15 protein-coding genes are annotated in these 18,654 nt (G+C 73.7%); 4 read left to right on the top strand and 11 right to left on the bottom strand.

Annotation, left to right across the window (positions count from 1 at the left end):
• Window positions 1–241: 241 nt before the first annotated feature.
• The gene (locus EDD30_RS35745; protein WP_071810225.1) at window positions 242–1,906 is read right to left on the bottom strand and encodes a phytoene desaturase family protein; all 1,665 of its coding nucleotides are present in this window, start codon (window positions 1,904–1,906) and stop codon (window positions 242–244) included.
• A 66-nt stretch (window positions 1,907–1,972) separates the two neighbouring features.
• On the opposite strand from EDD30_RS35745, the gene EDD30_RS35740 reads away from it, so the two are divergent.
• Window positions 1,973–2,632, top strand: a complete 660-nt coding sequence (locus EDD30_RS35740) for a TetR/AcrR family transcriptional regulator (RefSeq protein ID WP_071810223.1) — start codon at window positions 1,973–1,975, stop codon at window positions 2,630–2,632.
• Between the two features lie 42 nt (window positions 2,633–2,674).
• Here the strand turns inward: EDD30_RS35740 and EDD30_RS35735 are convergent, their stop codons facing one another.
• The 6 genes from EDD30_RS35735 to EDD30_RS35710 all read right to left on the bottom strand — a co-directional run bounded on the left by EDD30_RS35735 (window position 2,675) and on the right by EDD30_RS35710 (window position 11,266).
• A complete protein-coding gene (locus EDD30_RS35735) occupies window positions 2,675–4,444 on the bottom strand; it encodes a serine/threonine-protein kinase (protein WP_071810222.1) in 1,770 nt (589 codons plus the stop codon).
• A gap of 153 nt (window positions 4,445–4,597) precedes the next feature.
• Complete coding sequence (locus EDD30_RS35730) at window positions 4,598–6,376, bottom strand: serine/threonine-protein kinase (RefSeq protein WP_244945519.1); 1,779 nt, start codon at window positions 6,374–6,376, stop codon at window positions 4,598–4,600.
• Between the two features lie 6 nt (window positions 6,377–6,382).
• Window positions 6,383–7,246 (bottom strand): cytochrome c biogenesis CcdA family protein, encoded by an 864-nt coding sequence (locus EDD30_RS35725; protein WP_084558024.1) that lies wholly within the window; start codon window positions 7,244–7,246, stop codon window positions 6,383–6,385.
• A 3-nt stretch (window positions 7,247–7,249) separates the two neighbouring features.
• Complete coding sequence (locus EDD30_RS35720) at window positions 7,250–7,852, bottom strand: TlpA family protein disulfide reductase (protein ID WP_071810220.1); 603 nt, start codon at window positions 7,850–7,852, stop codon at window positions 7,250–7,252.
• Window positions 7,849–9,321 (bottom strand): NADH-quinone oxidoreductase subunit NuoF family protein, encoded by a 1,473-nt coding sequence (locus EDD30_RS35715; RefSeq protein ID WP_123678908.1) that lies wholly within the window; start codon window positions 9,319–9,321, stop codon window positions 7,849–7,851. The genes EDD30_RS35720 and EDD30_RS35715 overlap by 4 nt, the downstream gene beginning before the upstream one ends.
• A 61-nt stretch (window positions 9,322–9,382) precedes the next feature.
• Complete coding sequence (locus EDD30_RS35710) at window positions 9,383–11,266, bottom strand: ferric reductase-like transmembrane domain-containing protein (RefSeq protein ID WP_244945518.1); 1,884 nt, start codon at window positions 11,264–11,266, stop codon at window positions 9,383–9,385.
• Window positions 11,267–11,724: 458 nt separating this feature from the next.
• Here EDD30_RS35710 and EDD30_RS35705 point away from each other — a divergent pair, with 458 nt between their 5' ends.
• On the top strand, window positions 11,725–12,489 hold the full coding sequence (locus EDD30_RS35705; RefSeq protein WP_084556940.1) for a hypothetical protein: 765 nt from the start codon (window positions 11,725–11,727) through the stop codon (window positions 12,487–12,489).
• A 71-nt stretch (window positions 12,490–12,560) separates the two neighbouring features.
• Here the strand turns inward: EDD30_RS35705 and EDD30_RS35700 are convergent, their stop codons facing one another.
• Genes EDD30_RS35700 through EDD30_RS35690 form a run of 3 tightly spaced genes read right to left on the bottom strand, consistent with a single transcriptional unit; the run spans window position 12,561 to window position 14,515 of the window.
• On the bottom strand, window positions 12,561–13,319 hold the full coding sequence (locus EDD30_RS35700; protein WP_123678703.1) for an arginase family protein: 759 nt from the start codon (window positions 13,317–13,319) through the stop codon (window positions 12,561–12,563).
• A gap of 16 nt (window positions 13,320–13,335) precedes the next feature.
• Window positions 13,336–13,824, bottom strand: coding sequence for a GNAT family N-acetyltransferase (locus EDD30_RS35695; RefSeq protein WP_071809417.1), 489 nt, complete (start codon window positions 13,822–13,824; stop codon window positions 13,336–13,338).
• 55 nt (window positions 13,825–13,879) lie between these two features.
• The gene (locus tag EDD30_RS35690) at window positions 13,880–14,515 is read right to left on the bottom strand and encodes a hypothetical protein (RefSeq protein ID WP_071809419.1); all 636 of its coding nucleotides are present in this window, start codon (window positions 14,513–14,515) and stop codon (window positions 13,880–13,882) included.
• Window positions 14,516–14,680: 165 nt separating this feature from the next.
• On the opposite strand from EDD30_RS35690, the gene EDD30_RS35685 reads away from it, so the two are divergent.
• Window positions 14,681–16,378, top strand: a complete 1,698-nt coding sequence (locus tag EDD30_RS35685) for a glycoside hydrolase family 6 protein (RefSeq protein ID WP_071809418.1) — start codon at window positions 14,681–14,683, stop codon at window positions 16,376–16,378.
• A 76-nt stretch (window positions 16,379–16,454) separates the two neighbouring features.
• On the top strand, window positions 16,455–17,171 hold the full coding sequence (locus EDD30_RS35680; protein WP_244945517.1) for a copper homeostasis protein CutC: 717 nt from the start codon (window positions 16,455–16,457) through the stop codon (window positions 17,169–17,171).
• A 76-nt stretch (window positions 17,172–17,247) separates the two neighbouring features.
• Here EDD30_RS35680 and EDD30_RS35675 read toward each other — a convergent pair whose 3' ends face one another.
• The gene (locus tag EDD30_RS35675; protein WP_071805863.1) at window positions 17,248–18,615 is read right to left on the bottom strand and encodes a UDP-glucose dehydrogenase family protein; all 1,368 of its coding nucleotides are present in this window, start codon (window positions 18,613–18,615) and stop codon (window positions 17,248–17,250) included.
• Between the last annotated feature and the right edge of the window lie 39 nt (window positions 18,616–18,654).

Genomic DNA, 18,654 nt, shown 5'->3' with positions numbered 1-18,654 from the left:
GGCCCGGCACCCCAGCGGCCCGGCACCCCAGCGGCCCGGCACCCCAGCGGCCCGGCGCGCCGACGGCGCGCCGACGGCGCGGCGGCCGGTCTGCCTCATCTGCTTCAGATATGCCCCGCGAGCAGTAGTCCGCGACCTCCCCACGACGGATGACCCGAGGGGTTGCGACGCGGCGGCCCTGCGGTGAACCCCGCCATCGGGCCCGCGAGATCATCGTGCGCCGTGGCAGGCGGCGCGGCGGCTACTCGGCCGGGACGCGGGGGCGGCGGCGGAGCGGGGAGCTGGGTTTGGAGACCGCGAGCGGGTCCCAGCCGGGGCCGATCGGGGTGAGCCTGGCCGGGTCGGCGATCACCGCGCCCGCCTTGACCTCGGCGCTGAGCGGGCGGCGCAGGATCGCGCCCGCCGTGCCGAGGCCGCTGCTGACGGCGCCGACGATGCCGTTGCCCCAGGTGGTGCTGGCGCCGGTGAGCCACAGGCCGGGGATCTCGGTGCGCGGGCCCGGCCGGCGGGGGCCGATCTGGTCGGCGGCCATCTCGATGCCGTAGCAGGAGCCGAGGCTGGACAGCGTGAACCGCTCGTGGGTGGGCGGGCTGGACGCCTCCTGCCAGACGATGTGCCGGCGCAGCTCGGGGATCACCGTGGCGGCGCGGTCGATCAGCCGCTCGGTGAGGGTGTCCTTGAGCGTCGCGTACGCCGGGTCCTGGCGGTAACCGTCGCCGCCGGGCCAGAACGTGCCCTGCGGGGCGAGGCACATCACCTCGAGTGTGCTGTGGCCGGGCGGTGCGGCGTGCGGGTTGCCCGGGTCCTTGGTGGTGGCCGAGGTGAGGAAGATGGGCATCTCGTCCGGGATGCGGCCTTCGTAGGCGTCGCGGTAGACCTTTTCCACGTCGGTGTGCGGGTAGCACCAGTACGTGCTGTTGGGCAGGTGCTCGGTGAGGTCGATGTCGAGTCCGAGATAGACGCTGAACAGGGGCAGCGCCATACGGTAGCGCGCGACGCGGGCGACGGTGGCCGGCGCGAGGTGGTCGCGGCCGACGAGGTCGAGGTACGTGCGTTTGAGGTCGGCGCCCGATACCACGATCGGGGCGTGGATCGTCTCGCCGCCGTCGAGCTCGACCCCGGCCGCGGCGCCGTTCTCGACCAGGATGCGGGTGACGCGCGCCTTGGTGCGTACCCGTCCGCCGTGGGTCTGGATGACGTCGATGAGGTGGGCCGGGACGACCTGGCCGCCGCCGCGGGGATACCAGGCACCGCCGGTGAGGTAGTGGTCGAGGAAGCCGCCGTGCAGGGCGACCGAGGCCCGCGAGGGGGGCGTCCCGTAGTCTCCGCACTCGCCGACGATCACCGCCCGGGCGAGCGGGCTGAGCCGGCAGACATTGAACAGCCAGGTCAGCGGCAGTTGCCCGACGGCGGCGACGGTCGGCGCCGTGCGCGCGAACCGCAGCAGGCTACGCACGGTACGCCGGGGCAACACGGCGGTGCGCAACTCGGCGCCGATGCGCCGCAGGATGCCGATGCAGACCCGCAGGCCACGCCGCTGGTCGGGGAACGCCTCGATCAGCCGGGCCAGGTAGGTGTCCCAGTCACTGGGCACCCGGAATGTCAGCCCGGGGAACACCAGGGTGGAGTGGGCGTCGGGGTCGAGCCGGCGGAACTGGACCCGGTCCTCGAGGCCGAGGCCGCGCAGTGCCGTCGTCATGCGCCCGCCAGGGTGACATTCGCCGATGTAGTGCATGCCGACGTCGAACTCGTACCGGTTGCCCTTGCGTCGGAAGACCTGGCTGCAGCCGCCGGCAACCTGGTTCTGCTCGAGCACCAGCGTGCGCTTCCCGGCCGCCGTGAGATAGGCGGCGCAGGTGAGCCCGCCGAGGCCCGAGCCGATGACGATCGCGTCCCACTCAGTCATGAAGGACACCTCCGCCCGACACGTTAGCACCCGCTATATCAATTGCTATAGCACTACGATCAGCGGGTGACCGAACGCCGTGCGAACCCCGCGGTGCGCGTACGCCTGCTCGAAGGCGCCGCCCGCCTGCTCGCCGAGGAGGGCCCCTCCGCGCTCACGCTGCGCCGGGTCGCCACCGAGGCCGACACCTCGACGATGGCGGTCTACACGCACTTCGGTTCCATGCCCGACCTCGCCGACGCCGTGGTCGCGGAGGGCTTCTCCCGGCTGGCCGCGCTGCTCGTCGAGGTCCCGGCCACGGACGACGCGATCACCGACCTGGCCAGCCTGGGCCGTGCCTACCTGGTCCACGCCCGGCAGAATCCCCATCTGTACGCCGTCATGTTCGGCACCGCCTCGCTGGGCACGTACCGCCCGCGGACCGCCGGCGAGCGCGAGCGCGGCCGGTACACGTTCGACGAGATCGTGGCGGCCGCCCGCCGCGCCGTGGAGCAGGGCCGGCTCCGTAGCGCCGATCCCCTGGCGATCGCCGGCCAGCTCTGGACGGCGATGCACGGGTACGTGATGCTCGACGTCGGCGGCTACTTCGGCGACGACGGCGTCGAGCGCGTCCTGGTGCCCATGTTCGTGAGCCTGCTCAGCGGCCTCGGCGCCGACCGCGACGCCGCCCTCGCCTCGATCGGAACCCTCGCCACGGCCGGCGCCGTCACCCGCCGCCCCACCTGACCCGCCGCCCCGCCTGAGCAGCCAGCCGACCGAGCGGCCGGCCTACCAGATCGTGATGTCCGAGAACGCCACCTCGTACGGGCCGTCCTCGCGGGCCCACTGCTCCGTGTAGATGCCCAGCACGACCCGCCCGCTCGTGAGGTCCCGGTCGGTGAGCCGTACGCTGCCGACCGGTTTGCCGTCGCGGAGAATCTCGAGCATGCCCCCGACCACGTTCAGCGTGATCTTCGTCGGTGCGCCGCCGACGCTCAGCGGGGCGTCGTCGAGCGGGAAGGTCCGGAGCACCTGGATGTCGGCCGACTTGTGCGTACCGATGTAGACGTTGCGTTCGCAGACGCGGACCTGGTATCCCTGAACGCCGCGGAAGCGCAGCCAGATGGTGGCACAGCTGTCCGGGGTCAGAATCCGGACGCCGACCTCGGCCCGCATGTCGTCCGGCACGGCGTCGAGCGGGCCCCGGCAACGGTAGACGCCGCTCTTCTCCCGGCGCACGACCAGGCCGTCGCGGAAGGAGCAGGTGGCCTTCTCCTTGCGGTCGTTGGAGGCCTGCCAGAGCCGCGGCCGCCGCAGCTCGTCCGTCAGCAGCGGCGGGTTTCCGGCTCCGCCGCGAACCACCTGCCCGCTTTCGGTCGCCGGGGTCGTGGTCGCCGCCACCCCGCCCGCCGCGCCGCCACCGCCCCGCGGCCAGAACTTCGCGGTGAGACCGCCCGCGGCCAGGAGCGCCACCAGCAGCAGGGCCACCGCCGCCGGCAGCACCCAGCGCCGCCGCGGATGCGGATCGTGACCGAACGGGGTCGGGGGAGCCACCGGCGAGGGCGGCACCGGCTGGGTGACGATCGCGTCCTCGGTGTATCCGACCAGCTCACTCTGCGGCGCGAGCGCGGTCAACTGGCGGGCGCTGTGATACCCGGTGGCCGCCTGGGCCTCCTCCGCCGCGACGCGCAGGCCCGGCTGGTGTGCCAGCGCCGCCGCGGCGGGTGCCGGCTGTCGCGGGCCCGCGACGAGCAGGTCGAGCAGTTCCCGGGCGGTGGGCCGGTTGGCCGGATCCTTCTCCAGGGCGTGCGCGACCAGGTCGCGCAACGGCCCGCTCAGGCCGGCCAGGTCCGGCGGGCGAGTCAGGATCCGGGCCGCGGTCGCGGCCGGCGAGTCGGCGCCGAAGGGCGTACGACCGGTGCCCGCGTACGCGACCACCCCGCCCCACGCGAAGACGTCGGCGGCCGGGGTGATCAGCGTCGTGTCGTCGCCGAAGCGCTCGGGCGCCATGTACGCGACGGTCCCGACGACCTCGCCCGTCTGGGTGTGCCCACTGGTGGCCTCCATCGGCCGGGCGATGCCGAAGTCGATGACCTTCGGGCTGCCCGGGGCGAGCAGGACGTTGCGCGGCTTGAGGTCGCGGTGGATGACGCCGGCGCCGTGGATCGCGGTGAGCGCCGTGGCCACCCCGATCGCGACGCCGTGCAGGTTGGCGGCGGTCAGCGGGCCGCGCTCCGCGACCACGTCGGCGAGGTTGGGCCCGTCGACGTACTCGACGACCAGGTAGGGCTGCTCGTAGTCCGGGTCGGCGTCGAGGATCTCGGCGGTGCAGAACGGCGGCACCTGGCGGATCCGGTTGACCTCGCTGCGGAAGCGGCGCCGGAACGCGTCGTCGGACGCGAGGTCGGCGCGGACCATCTTCACCGCCACCAGAGTGCCGTCGGCCCGCGCCAGATAGACGGTGCCCATGCCGCCCTCGCCGAGCCGGCCGATCAGCTCGTACCGCCCGAGCCGGCTCGGGTCTCCCGGGCGCAGCGGGGTCGTCCGCTCGTCCGTCATGATCGCTGCTCCTACGCCCCCGGCGGCTCGATCGCCACCCTCTCCGCGCCGCATGGACGCGGAGGATCACCCCCGTCAGGATGGCACCCTATCGGGCGCTGTCACTGCGCGCGAAGACCCGTGCTCCGGTTGCTGCGCAACCGACACTTGCGCTCAGCCTGCGGCCGGGAGGGAGCGGATGTCGACGTCGGCGAAGCTGACCGCGTACGGCGGACCGGCGCCCTCCTCCTCGGCGCTCAGACCCAGCCTGACCTGGCCCGTGTCCGGACCGCCGCCGGGCAGGGCGAGCTTGCCCACGAACTCGCCTGCCAGGAAGACCTGGGCCGCTCCCTCGCGCACGACGAGGTGGATCCGGGTCGGCTCCCGCAGCGGGACACGGTCCTCGAGCCGCACGCGGCCCAGGACGCTACGGCCGGACGGCGTGTCGGTGGCCACAGCGATCTCGTCCTGGCAGACGTCCAGGGCCTGACCGCCGGCCTCGTCGTCCCAGTGGAACCAGATGACGGCGCAGCTCCCGGCCGTCAGCAGGGTGGTGCTCACCTCGATCCCGGCGTCGTCCGGAACGTCGTCGGTGGGCCCGAGGCACTGGAAGGCGCCGCTGCCGGCCAGCTCGGCGCGCAGACCACCGCGGGTGACGCACCGGGCGTCCCCCGCGCGGGTCTGGCTGTCGAACCACTGCCCGGGCCGGTCCAGGGAGTCCTGGATGAGCGGCTCGCCGCCGGTGGGTTCCTCCGGCTCCCGCTCCTCGGAGGGGTCCGGGGACGTCTGCGCTCCGGCCCCCACGCCGCCGCCCGGGGAAGGCGACGTCGCGATCGGCGTACGGCTCCTCGCGCCTGCGTTCAGCACGAAGCCGACGGTGCCGATGCCGGCGAGGACGAGCAGCACGGCCAGGGTGGCCAGCAGGGTGTGGCCGCGGGCGCGCCCACCGCGGGCCGGCGCCGGTGCGCCACCGCCCGGCGCCGCGACCAGCGTCCGGCGGTCGAGAGCGACGAGCGTCCGGTGGTCGTGAGGTGCCGACCGAGGCGGTGCGGCGGCCGGGGGTTGCGGCCGCGGCGGTGCGGCGGCCGGGGCCTGCGGCCGTGCCGGCGGGCGTACGGCGGGACGGTCGCCCAGCAGCAGGTCCACCAGTTCCCGGGCGCTCGGGCGGTCCCGGGGGTCCTTGGCCAGGGCGAGCTCGACCAGGTCCCGCAGCGGCTGCGGCAGGCCGTCCAGATGCGGCGGCTGGGTGAGGATCCGGGCGGCGGTCGAGGTCGGCGAGTCGCCCTGGAACGGCGTCCGTCCGGTGCCGGCGTACGCCACCACGCAGCCCCACCCGAACACGTCCGCCGCCGCGGTCAGCGCCGTGCCCGGGTCGGACGAGAACCGCTCCGGCGCCATGTACGCCACCGTGCCCACCATCTGGTCGGTGCGCGTGAGCTGGCTGGTCGCCTCGAAGGCCCGGGCGATGCCGAAGTCGATCACCTTCGGGCTGCCCGGCGCGAGCAGCACGTTGTCCGGTTTGAGGTCGCGGTGGATGACGCCGGCGCCGTGGATGCCGGACAACGCGGTGGCCACCCCGACGGCCAGCGAGTGCAGCGCGGCGGACCGCAGCGGGCCCCGCTCCTCCACCACGTCGGCCAGGCTCGGCCCGTCCACGTACTCGACGACCAGGTACGGCGGATCGTGGTCGAGGTCGGCGTCGAGCACCTCGGCCGTGCAGAACGAGGGCACCTGACGGGCGCGCTCGACCTCACTGCGGAACCGGTGCCGGAACTCCGGGTCGTGCGACAGCGAGGAGTGGATCAGTTTGATCGCGACGAGCGCGTCGTCGCGGTCCTCGGCCAGGTAGACCACGCCCATGCCGCCCGAGCCGAGCCGGCCGAGCAGCCGGTACTCGCCCAGCCACCCGGGGTCGCCCCGGCGCAGCGGGTCCGCGCGGTCCGCGATGTCCACGATCGATCAGCCTCCCGCCGGGGTGCGGCGGCGCGACAGCAGGAGCGCGGCCAGCACGAGGACGGCCAGCGCGAGCACGAACCAGCCCGCGCCTACCCGAGCGACCAGGTCGCTCAGCTCCCGCTGGAGGTCCGAGGCGACGTTGACCACGGGATCGCGCCCGGAGGCGCGCCGGTCGCCGACGAGGCGCAGCTCGTACCAGCCGTAGTAGGCCACGTACGCGCCGGCGGCCACGAGCACGGCGCCGCCGGCCCGGGGGACGTACGCCGCGAGCCGTCGCAGCCGGGCCAGCGCCGAGACCCGGACCAGCGCGACCGCGACCGCGGTGACGCCGATGACCAGCCCCATGCCCGCCGCGTAGCTGACGAACAGTGCCAGGCCCGCGCCGACGGATCCCGCGCGCAGGCTCGAGGCGACGAGCGCGAGGAACGGCCCGATCGCGCAGCCGAGCGACGCCACCGCGTACGCCATGCCGAAGAGCACCATCGACGCCGCCGTGCCGGTCAACCGCGGCGCCCGCATCCCCCGGCCCGGCACGGGCAGCGACCGGCCCGCGAGCAGCCAGCCGCCGAGCAGCGCCAGGCCCACCCCGAGGACCACGGTCAGCCACGGCAGGCGCGGCTGCAGCCACCCCGCCAGCGGCGTGAGGACCAGGCCGAAGCCCGCGAAGACCGTGACGTAGCCCAGCGTCAGCGCGGCCGTGCAGCCCAGGGCCCGGCGCAGGGCGGCGAGACCCGCGCGCGGCCGGTTCGGCCCGCCGTCGTCCGAGGCCATCAGGACGGACAGGTACGCCGGCAGCAGCGCGAAGCCGCACGGGTTGACGGCACCGAGCATCCCGGCCGTGAGCGCGAGCAGCAGCGGCGCCTCCACAGCTCAGGCCACCAGAGCCTTGACCTTCGACGTCAGCTGCAGATCGTCGAGGTAGCCGGAGACGACGGTTCGGCCGGTTCGGTCGATGATCACGTACGTGCTCTGCTCGGTGATGCCGAACTTCTTCCAGAGTTCGCCGGGCTCGTCGTCGAGGTGGGGCACGGAGCCCACCTCGAGGTCGGAGACGAACTCGTGCATCTCTTTGTTGCCGCCCATGCCGGCGATGCCCAGGATGTTGAGGCGGTCGCCGTACTCCTCGCGGACGTCGGCGATGGACATGGCCTGGCTGGCGCAGGTCGCGCACCACGGCGCCCAGAACCACAGGATCGTGGGCTTGCCCGCCAGGGTGGCGGCGTCGAACGGCTTGCCGTCGAGGGTCCGGCCCGTGAACGTCAGTGACGCGGGCACCGTGACGGCCGCTGCCCCGCCCGCCGGCCCCGGAGCGGACGGCGCGGCGGCAGAGGGCGGAGCGGTAGACGGCACGGCGGTAGACGGCACGGCGGTAGACGGCACGGCCGCGGGCGGCGGGGCCGCGGGAGCCGCGGTGGTGCCGCAGCCGGCCGCCGCGAGCACGGCGGCCGTCGCGAGCAGGACCCTGACTCTCACTTCTTGCCCGCCTCCGTGAGCCGCAGCGCCAGGGCCGGGCAGACGTTGACGGCCTTGCGCGCGCCGTTCTCCAGCCACGGCGGCAGCGGGGTCTGCGGGAACGCGGGGAAGCCGTTCGCGTCCAGCCGGATGATCTCGGGCGCGACCGCCGAGCAGAGCCCGTGCCCGTCGCACCGCGACCAGTCCAGCGCCAGCTTCCGCGCGCCCTGCTGCTGGTGGTACGGCAGCGGCAGGATGCCCCGTACCTGCTTGCCGCAGCCCTCGCCGTTGGCGTGCAGTTCGACGTCGCGGGCGAAGACCTCGAGCGCGGAGAGGGCGAAGCGCGAGGTGCCGTCCGGGTGGCTGCACGCACCGCGGCCCTTGACCACGCCGGCGGCCTGGCGCACGTTCTCCAGGGCGCTGCCGCCGAGCGCCACCAGGGTCACCGCCCGGGCCAGGTCGGGCAGGCCGAGCCGGCACGGGCCGCACTGTCCGGCGGATTCGCCGGCGAGATACTGCACGACCTGGGCGACCTCGCCCAGCGGGCAGGTCTGCGAGCCGATCGGGATCAGCATGCCGGCGCCGAGCGTGCCGCCGACCTTGGCGAACCCCTTGCGCGAGATGGTGACCGTCTTGGCCGCCTCGGCGCTGATCCACTTGCCGTGGTAGCCGCCGACCAGCAGGCCGGGGCCGATGTCCGCGCCGCACATCTCCAGCACCTCCATGAGCGGGGTACCGGTGGGTGCCTCGACCACGGCGGGGGCGGTCGACGAGCCGCCGACGGTCAGCATGACCGTGCCCGGCTCCTCGGGGATGCCGACCGCGTTGTACTCCCACGGCCCCAGCCGGGCCGCGATGGCGAGCTGCGAGTAGGTCTCCGCGTTGGAGAGCAGCGTGGGCAGGCCCGCGACGCCGTTGTCGCTGGAGCGCACCTTGCGCCCGGGCGGGATGTGCGCTTCGCCGTTGATGCCGCGGACCAGGGCGCCGCCCTCACCGGAGATGAACCGGTGCGGCACGGTGACGATCCGGGTGGGCACCGGCATCCGGCGCTCGGCGAGGGCCGCGGCGAGCGAGTCCTGGCCGATGCCGTCGTCGGCGACGCCGATCACGATCTCCTCGGCGTCGAGCGCGGCCGCGGCCAGCGCGGCGCCGTCGAGGATCAGATGCGGCGCCCGGGTGAGGATCGCCTTGTCCTTCCACGAGGGCGGCTCGCCCTCGGTGGCGTTGACGACGATGATCGGCGGCAGGTCCTGGCGCCGGCACGAGTCGAGCACCGCGCGCACCTTGCGGGCGAACGGGAATCCCGCGCCGCCGCGCCCGCGCAGCTCGATCCGGTCGGCGAGGCCGATCAGTTCCCCGCTGGAGAGGGCGGCGAATCCGCCGTGCACCTCCTGGTGCGCCAGGAGGTCGAGCCGCCCGTACTCGTCGAACCCCGCCGTGAGCCGCGGCGTGCCGATCGAGGTGACGGGCGGAACCTTGCTGCCGCTCACGCCGACGCCCCGCTCCACGCGGCCAGGCCGCGGCGTCCCCTGATGAATCCCCTGCGCTGCATCACTGTGCTTCCCCTCGCAACTGCGCCCAGTACCGGTCGTCAGCCGCCTCATCGGTCGTACGTGACCGGGATCCCCGGCGGGCCCCCCGGCCCGACCCGGTACGCACGGGTTCCTGCTGTGTCGCCTTGCGGGCCCGCCGCTGCGCCATGTCCACGAGGGTCGGCGTCTCGTCGGGCTCCATGTAGTTCGGGTCGTCGTAGTCGCCGGCCGGCTCCCCACCGGCCAGGTCCACGAACTCGCTGCGGCTGTGCCGCCCCGAGTCGGCGCGATCGATGTCGGCGCCCCGGTCGCGCCGGGCCCGGGGCGCATCGTCGTCCTCCTCGGTGTAGCGGGGGGAACGCGTCTCGCGGACGGGACGCTCCTCGCTGTAGCGGGAGGAACGCGCCGGGCGGGGCGGCTCGTCCTCGGCGTACCGGGCGGCGCGGCGGCGCGGGGCGTCGGCGTGCCGGTCGTCGTCGGCGTACCGGTCGTCGTCGGCATACCGGCGGGGCCGCGCCGGCTCGTCGTCGGCGTACCGCGACCGCGGCATGTCGTCCGGCGCCCGGCGGCCCCGCGGGACCGTCGCGGCGTCGTCGTCGCCCGCGTGGCGGCGGCCCCGGGAGCGCGGGGCCGGCTCGTCGTCGAGCTCGGCGTCGGCGTGGCGGCGCGAGCGGGGACGGGGAGTCTCCTCGTAGGCGTCGCCGGCCCGGCGGCGGCCGGTCGGGGCCGGCATCTCGTCGTCGTCGGCGTAGCGGCGCGGACTCTCCTCGAGGGCGCGGCGCGAGATCGGCCGGGTCGGCTCGTCGAACCGCTCGGCCGCGGCGGCGCGGCGCTGGCGCGGGGCCGGGGCGTCGTCGGCGTAGCGGGAGCGCCTCGCCGGCATCTCGTCCTCGTCCTCGAACTCCCAGCGCTGCGTGGGCGCGTCGTCGAAGTCGCGGCGGCGCCGGGCGCGCTCGTCCTCGTCGACGCGGCGGCGCGGGCGGCGCTCGGCGGGCGGCGCGTCGACCGGGGCGGCGCTGACCGGGGCGGGCTCCGACGGTTTGGCCGGCCGGGCGGCGGGCTCGGCGGGACGGGCCGGGGCGGCGGGCACCCATGCCTCTACGGCGTTGCCACGGTCGGAGACCATCGGGTCCTCACGCCGCGTACGCGCACCGCGGCCCTTGGCGATGGGCGCGGTGGACGCCATCGCGCCGACCGGCTTCATACCGCCGGTGCCGCCGCCCGCCGTGCCCGCCTGCGACGCGAAGTCCTTGCGGCGGTTGAGGCTGACCGCGATGCGGACCGCGAGGCCGATGAGTACGCCGAGCACGCAGACGACGTAGCTGACGTTGACCCAGGCGGCGGCGGGCCGGCCCGCGTTGAGCCCGTGCAGCAGGGCGATCGGCCACATCAGGTAGGAGACGCTGTGCACGGCGCGCCACATCCACGGCTTGCCGCGACCGATGAACCGGGCCCGGGCGATGCCGGTCCACATCACCATCACCATGATCCAGCCGGAAACCGTGCCGAACCCGACGAAGACCCTGTTGAAGCCCTGGTACATGAACGGGATGAAGATGTCGATCAGCCCGATGTGTTCCTCGGCGAACTTGGTCCAGACGTGCACGCCGAGGGCGGCGATGGCCATGACGCCGGTGGTCCGGTGGGCGGACTGCAGCAGCAGGCGCTGGCGGATCGAGAGCACCAGGCGGTCGGTGGAGACCAGTCCGACCATGATCGTGATCGAGAGCGACACGAGCGACACGACGCCCATGTAGAACTCGAGGTAGTAGAAGATGTAGACCCATGCGACGCGGCCGGCCGGGATGAGCATCATCACGGACCACAGCGCCGCGAGGATCGACGTGCCGAACAGGGCGACGGTGAGCTTGGAGGGTGGTGTCCGGCCACCCGTGGATCCCATCTCGACGTCCACCCGACTGGTGGATCGTTCTTGCGTCTTCGTCCGGGCCATGGCTCCTCGTTCTCCGCAGCGGTCAAGGCGTCCGTCGTGGGCGTTCGCAGACGCCGGCATCCGTGGGGGATGCCCCGCGCTCGTTACTGTCGGGCGGTCCGGTAGGTGTCCTTCCTTTCCTCACGGTGCGTCGTCGCCGGTCCCTGCCCTCCCCCATCTACGTGTGGCGGGCCGGTTCGGATGAACGTTCCGGAACTTAATTACCGGCGAGTGTGCACGGGCCTGGTAACCCACCCACGCCAAACGGCTTTGACCAGGGAGGATGCCCACCAGAGCACCTTAAGAGCGGCGAAAGAGAATGTCTCGGCGGCAGTGATCCTGCGCTCGCGGTGAACCTTTCGCGCCGCTGCGCCGAACTACCTCGTGATGCGGGTCCATCGACGACGTTCCGTGAGGAGATGATTGCTGTGCGGCATCGCGCTGCGCTGGCGGCGACCGCCCTGGCCGTGGCCGTGGCGACCCTCGCCGTTCCCGGCCGGGCCACCGCGGTGGAACCCGGCTTCGAGGTACGCATCACCGAGCTGCCGCCGACCTTCGGGGCCGGAGCCGAGAGCCGGACCCTCACCGTCGTGGCGTCGAGCGACCGCCGCCGCTGCCAGAAGGTGCGGTGGTCGCTCGTACTGCAGGTCGAGGGCCCCGACCTCGACGAGGTCGAGGTGGAGCGGGTGGAGGACGACGACGACTTCCCCGTCCAGGTCGAGCGCGACGACGACATCGCGCGGATCACCGACCAGCAGCTCGACCCGGGCGAGCTGTGCCGTGGCCGTACGGTCACCGCCCGCTACCGGGTCAGCATCGACGACGACGCCGAGAGCGGCCGGGTCGTCTTCGCGTCCCAGGCGTTCACCGCGGGCGGCACCCTGCTACAGGAGACGTCGGGGCAGAGTCCCGTCGTCGGGCAGGAGCGCTCCACGACACCCACCGAGTCGCCGTCGCCGGAGCCGGAGGAGTCCGCCGCCGAGGACGAGGAGGCCACGCCGCAGCCCGATCGGACGGGCGACACCATCGCCGGGGTCCCGGCCTCGTCCAGCGGCGGCACGCCGTCGCTGCTGGGACCGGGCCTGATCGTCGGTGCGGTGCTCGTGTTCCTCGGCGTCGGCCTGCTGCTGCGCCTGCGCCTGCGCAACCGGACCGCCCGGCAGGCGGCCATGCCCGCCCGCTTCTATTCCTGAGCGGGCGCGCCAGAGACCTTCACGAGGGGTAGATGCCGGTGCTCCGCCGTCGCGGCGGGGCACCGGCGTCGTCATTGCCCGGCGGCCCGGTCCCGGGGGATCAGCGCGTCCAGCAGCGCGGTGCGACCGGACGGATCCGCGACGCGCTGCCACGGGCACGCGATGTCGAGGACCGCGACCCGGCCGGTGGCTCGCAACCGCCGCACCGCCGCGACCACCTCGGACGCCGGCGGGCCGCCCGGCGCCGGAAAGAGCAGGCCCGGCAGCTCCGCCGGGTCGACCACGTCCAGGTCGACGTGCACGATCAGCGGGCCCGGCGGGGCGTCGGCGGCGCAGAGGCCGGTGACGGTCGTCCGGCGGACCCGGCTGGCCGCGAGGAAGGACACCTCCGCCGGGTCCAGGTCGCGCGCGCCGACCAGCAGGACCCGCTCCTCGACCACCGGGCGCAGGCCGAGGCGGTCCGCCAGGAGCGCCGGATCGCCGCCCATGGCCAGCCGCAGGGAGAGCCCGCCGGGGTAGCCGGACGTGGAGGACGCCAGGGTGTGCACGTCGCCGTGCGCGTCGAACCACACGAGGGCCGGGTCCAGGCCGGCACGCTGGGCGCCGGCGAGCGCGGCGACCGCCATCAGGCAGTCGCCGGAGACGACCGTGACCGGGCCCGGCGCATCGGCCACCGCGGCGGCCACCGCCTCGTCGAGGGCCGCCAGGCGGGTCCACAGATCACCGGGCGGCAGCTCCGGGTCGACGACCAGCACCGGCTCCCGGCCGGGCAGCGGCAGCAGGTCGCCGGGGAGCCGCTCGTCCTGGTGGTAGGGGACGACGATCACCATCCGGCGATCCTAAGGCCTAATCCGCCTGAGGCCCGTCCAGGCGCAGTACGGTCTCCTCGATCTCCCGGCCGCGCGCCGTGGCGTACGCGACCTCCTTGCCGACCACCCGGAAGCCCGCCTTGCGCAGCACCGCGAGCGAGCCGGCGTTGTCGCTGGCGGCCCGGGCCGTGATGGGACGCACGGGAACGGTGTCCAGGAACATCCGGACCGCGGTGGTGGCGACGCCCCGGCCCCACCAGTCCCGGCCCAGCCAGTACGTGATCTCGGTGTCGCTGCCGACGGCGAAACTCGCGATCGTCCCGGCGAGCTCCCCGCCGACCGTGATCGCCCGCAGCTTGATCTCCGGCGAGGTCCGCAGCCGGACGAGATGCTCGTCGAAGGCGACCCGGTCGTCGGGGTCCTCGGCGGTGAACGCCGCCATCCGGACCGCCTCGGGGTCGCGCATCTGCTGATAGATGGCGTCGAGGTCGTCGTCGGCCACCACGCGCAGACCGATCTCCATCATGGTCGGCTCCCGTCGTCGCGTCCGCAGTGGCGGCAGCCTACCGAATGCCCGGTCCTCACGGGGCGGTGGATGGCAGCCGTTCCCGCGCCGCCGCGACCAGGGCCTCCGGGTCGTCGGCGTGCAGGCGGATCTGCGTGACCGGATCGGTGCCGGCCTTCTTCACGTCGACGGTCAGCGGCCGGGCCAGCAGCACGTCGACACTGGTCTGACTGGCCACGGCGAGCGAGAGGATCCGCTGGTCGCCGGCCTCCTCGACCTGGATGCTGCCGCCGGGCGGCATCGAGCGCCGGCGCACCTCGACCTGGGCGACGGCATCCCAGGGGATCTCCACCCGCAGCGTGAGGCTGTTGCGCACGACCAGCGCCGACGGCGTCAGCAGATGCGGATACACGCGCAACGTGGCCAGCAGCCCGATCATCCACACGAGGCCGTACGCCCCGATGATCAGCGAGATGGTCCGGGCGGTCTGCCAGGGCAGGATGAGGTGGAGAATCGGGATCTCGACGGCGGAGAGCCCGATGAAGACGCCGAAGAGCCCGGTGGCCGCGCCGGCGTACGGGAACACGGCGACGCCGGGACCACTGCCGTACGGGGGCTTGCGGGCGATCCACCGATAAAGTGCGCTCCAGAGCCGCATCTCGTAGCGGACGGCGAAGAGCAGTCCACGGCGGACGGCGGCAGCGCGGCTCATGATCTCCACTATGGCGTACCGGTTTCGTGCCCGTGACTCATTGCCGACATGGGAGCGCTCCCATACGCTGAAGCGGCCACCGGTCAGTGACGTTCGTCGATCGCCCCGGTGGCCTCCCCGGCAGCGCCTGCCCCGGGCGCCGCCCCGTCCCCAGGAGCGCTCGCCATGAGACCACGTCGCCCCGGCGCGGCCCGCGGCCTGACCGCCGCGGCCGCCGTCCTCGTACTCACCGGTGCCGGCGTCGCCGTCGCCTCCCCCCAGGCCGCCGCCGCGGCCGGCTGCCGGGTCGCCTACTCGGTCCAGCAGTGGGACACCGGGTTCACCGCCGCCCTGGCGGTGACCAACCTCGGTGACCCCATCACCGGCGGCTGGACCCTGGCCTGGGACTTCGCCGGCGACCAGCGGATCACCCAGGGCTGGAACGGCACCTTCACCCAGACCGGGCGGCACGTCGACGTCACCGCCCCGTCCTCCGCGTCCTCCCTGGCGACCGGCGCCACGGCCACGCTGGGCTTCAACGCGGGCCACTCCGGCACCAACGCCGCCCCGGCCTCGTTCACCCTCGACGGCACGCGCTGCACCGGCGCCGCGCCGCCGCCCTCCGATCCGCCGCCGCCCTCCGATCCGCCGCCCGGCGACCGGGTCGGCAATCCGTACGCGGACGCCCGCGGATACGTCGACCCCGAATGGAAGGCCCAGGCCGAGGCGGAGCCCGGCGGCCACCGCGTCTCCGGCAACCCGACCGCGGTGTGGCTGGACCGGATCGCCGCGATCGACGGCACCGCGACGAAGAGGGGCCTGCGGGCGCATCTGGACGCCGCCCTCGCCCAGGGCGCCGGCTACGCCCAGTTCGTCATCTACAACCTGCCCGGCCGCGACTGCTCGGCGCTGGCCTCCAACGGCGAACTCGGCGTCGACGACCTGCCGCGCTACCAGACCGAGTACATCGACCCGATCGCCGCGATCCAGGGCGACCCGAAGTACCGCGACCTGCGCATCGTCAACATCGTCGAGATCGACTCTCTGCCGAACCTGGTCACCAACACCAACGTCGCCACCTGCGCCACGATGAAGCAGAACGGCGGCTACGTGCAGGGCATCGGGTACGCCCTGCGCAAGCTCGGCGCCATCCCGAACGCCTACAACTACCTCGACGCCGCCCACCACGGCTGGATCGGCTGGGACTCGAACTTCGGCCCGTCCGCGGACGCCATGCTCGAGGCGGCGCGGGCGTCCGGCGACGTCCGTACCGTGCACGGCTTCATCACCAACACGGCGAACTACTCGGCGCTGACCGAGCCGTACTTCACCGTCACCACGACGGTGAACGGCACCTCGGTGCGCCAGTCCCGGTGGATCGACTGGAACAACTACGTCGACGAGCTGTCGTTCGCCCAGGCGTTCCGCCGCAAGCTGGTCTCCATCGGCTTCGACCCCGGTATCGGCATGCTGATCGACACGTCCCGCAACGGCTGGGGCGGACCCGCCCGGCCCACCGCGGCGAGCACCTCCACCGACGTCGGCACCTTCGTCGACCAGTCCCGCGTCGACCGCCGGATCCACGCCGGCAACTGGTGCAACCAGGACGGCGCGGGCCTCGGCGAGCGCCCGAGGGCGGCCCCGGCGCCGGACATCGACGCCTACGTCTGGGTCAAGCCGCCCGGCGAGTCGGACGGCTCCAGCACCCTGATCCCGAACGACGAGGGCAAGGGCTTCGACCGCATGTGCGACCCCACGTACCAGGGCAACGAACGCAACGGCCACAACCCGACGGGCGCGCTGAGCGGCGCGCCGATCTCGGGAGCCTGGTTCCCCGCCCAGTTCCGCCAGCTCATGGCGAACGCTTACCCGCCGCTCTCCTGACCCGCCCCTTGACGGCCCGGCCTCCACGGCCGGGCCGGCCGGCCGTCCGTTCACGTTGATGTGCGACGATGCCGCCGTGGCGGCACCGGTCCTGGAAGTCATCGCGTTGAACGCCGCCGACGCGGTGGCGGCCCGCGAGGGCGGCGCCGACCGGGTCGAACTGGTCGCGGACATGGGCCGGCAGGGCCTCAGCCCGGCGGTCCGCACCTTCGCCGAGGTCCGCGACGCCGCCGGCCTGCCGGTCCGGACCATGCTGCGCCTGCAGGACGGGTACGCGCCCGGCGACGCCGCCGGCCTCACCCGCGCCGCGGCCGAGCTGCGCGACGCCGGCGCCGACGAGTTCGTGCTGGGTTTCCTGGACGATGCCGGCGCGGTCGACCGGGACGCCGTCGAGGATGTGCTCACCGTGATCGAGGGCTGCCGGTGGACATTCCACCGGGCGCTCGACCACGCCGCCGACCGCGCCGCCGCGTGGCGGGCCCTCGACGGCCTGCCCGGTCTCGACTTCGTGCTGACGGCGGGCGGTCCGGCCGGGGTGGACGCCGGGCTCGACACCCTGCGCGCAGAGGCCGGCCGCACGCCGCGGGTCCTGGCCGGCGGCGGGCTGCGCCGACACCACCTGGCATGCCTGCTGGCCGCCGGCGTCGACGCGTTCCACACCGGCGGCGCGGTACGCCCGGGCGGCCGTTGGGACGCCCCGGTCGACCCCGCCCTGGTCCGCACCTGGCGCGAGCTCCTGGCGCCTCACCGCCCTGCCAACGCCTCAGCGCATCACCGCCCTGCCACCGACTAGCGCCTCAGCGCAACACCACCCGGCAGCCGGCCGGGGCCTCACCGCCGCCGACGAGCGCCCGGTGGCGACCAGCGCTTCATCGCCCGGTCGCCGAGAGGTAGCGGTAGCCGAGCTTGGTGAGCCGGGCCGGGTCCAGCACGTGCCGGCCGTCCAGCAGGACCGGCGTCCGCATCAGCGACGCCAGCTTGCCCCAGTCGAGATCCAGATACTGCGACCACTCGGTGATCAGGACCACCGCGTCGCTGTCGTCGAACACCTCCGCCACGTCGCCGGCCAGGTACGGGGCGAGGTCCGGCTGCTCCCGCCGGAACCGGTCCCCCGCGACCGGGTCGTGCACCCGGATGCGGGCACCCCGGTCGAGCAGCATGCGGGCGATGTCCAGGGCCGGGGCGTCGCGCATGTCGTCGGTGTTGGGCTTGAAGGCCAGGCCGAGCAGGCCGATGCGCCGGCCCTTGAGGATGCGCAGCTCGTCCAGGAGCCGGTCCACCACCAGGCGGCGCTGGTGCTGGTTGACCTCCCGGGCCGCCGACACGATCGGCATCTCGTGGTGGTACTCGGCGCCGGTCGCGATCAGCGCGGCGGTGTCCTTGCCGAAGCACGAGCCGCCCCAGCCGATGCCCGGCTGCAGGAACCGGGGCCCGATCCGGGTGTCGAGGCCGATGCCGCGGGTGACCTGGGTGATATCGGCGCCGACCCGGCCGGCGAGCTGCCCGATCTCGTTGGCGAAGCTGATCTTGAGGGCCAGGAAGGCGTTGGCCGCGTACTTGATCAGCTCGGCGGAGGCCAGGTCGGTGGAGACCATCGGCACGGCGCCGAGGTCGCCGGGGCGCGGCAGGTAGGTGGGCGGGGTGAACGTCTGATTCAGGATGGTGCGGTAGAGACGGTTGAGCACGTCGAGGCTGCGGGGGTTGTCGGAGCCGACAACCACCCGATCGGGGTACAAGGTGTCCTGGATCGCGGCACCCTGGCGCAGGAACTCCGGGTTCGAGGCCACCGAGAACTCCCCGTCGCTGCGCCGCTCCCGGGTGCGCTCGAACGACTCCCGCAGGATCGAGTCGACCCAGTTGCTGCTGCCGATCGGCACGGTCGACTTGTTCACCACCACGGTGAACTTCCCGCCGATGTGCTCGCCCACACTCTCCGCCGCCGACCGCAGATACCGCAGGTCAGGGTTGCCGTCCGGCAGCGAGGGGGTCTGCACGGCGATGAACACCACCTCGGCGTCCGGCACCGCCTCGCGGTAGTCGGTCGTGAACGTCAGCCGCTCGGCCGCGTCGGACAGCAGCGCGTCCATGTGCGGCTCGTAGATCGGGGAGCGGCCCCCTCTGAGCAGGTCGACCTTGACCTGGTCAAGATCGACGCAGGTGACGTCGTGGCCGAGAAACGCCAGGCTGACGCCGGTGGTGAGCCCGACGTAGCCGGTCCCGACGACGCACACCCTCATGTCCGTACTTCCTCTCGTCTCACGTCCGGCGCGCAATGA

Origin of the sequence: Couchioplanes caeruleus (assembly GCF_003751945.1) — a bacterium.
Classification (GTDB): domain Bacteria; phylum Actinomycetota; class Actinomycetes; order Mycobacteriales; family Micromonosporaceae; genus Actinoplanes; species Actinoplanes caeruleus.
Note: the sequence above shows the minus strand (reverse complement) of the source record. Positions and strands in the feature narration are given on the sequence as shown.

Excerpts from the sequence above, each read along its gene's own strand:
- EDD30_RS35745 (WP_071810225.1), bottom strand. The coding sequence starts at position 1,906 with ATGACTGAGTGGGACGCGATCGTCATCGGCTCGGGCCTCGGCGGGCTC.
- EDD30_RS35735 (WP_071810222.1), bottom strand. The coding sequence starts at position 4,444 with ATGACGGACGAGCGGACGACCCCGCTGCGCCCGGGAGACCCGAGCCGG.
- EDD30_RS35710 (WP_244945518.1), bottom strand. The coding sequence starts at position 11,266 with ATGGGATCCACGGGTGGCCGGACACCACCCTCCAAGCTCACCGTCGCC.
- EDD30_RS35700 (WP_123678703.1), bottom strand. The coding sequence starts at position 13,319 with ATGGTGATCGTCGTCCCCTACCACCAGGACGAGCGGCTCCCCGGCGAC.
- EDD30_RS35695 (WP_071809417.1), bottom strand. The coding sequence starts at position 13,824 with ATGATGGAGATCGGTCTGCGCGTGGTGGCCGACGACGACCTCGACGCC.
- EDD30_RS35690 (WP_071809419.1), bottom strand. The coding sequence starts at position 14,515 with ATGAGCCGCGCTGCCGCCGTCCGCCGTGGACTGCTCTTCGCCGTCCGC.
- EDD30_RS35685 (WP_071809418.1), top strand. The coding sequence starts at position 14,681 with ATGAGACCACGTCGCCCCGGCGCGGCCCGCGGCCTGACCGCCGCGGCC.
- EDD30_RS35675 (WP_071805863.1), bottom strand. The coding sequence starts at position 18,615 with ATGAGGGTGTGCGTCGTCGGGACCGGCTACGTCGGGCTCACCACCGGC.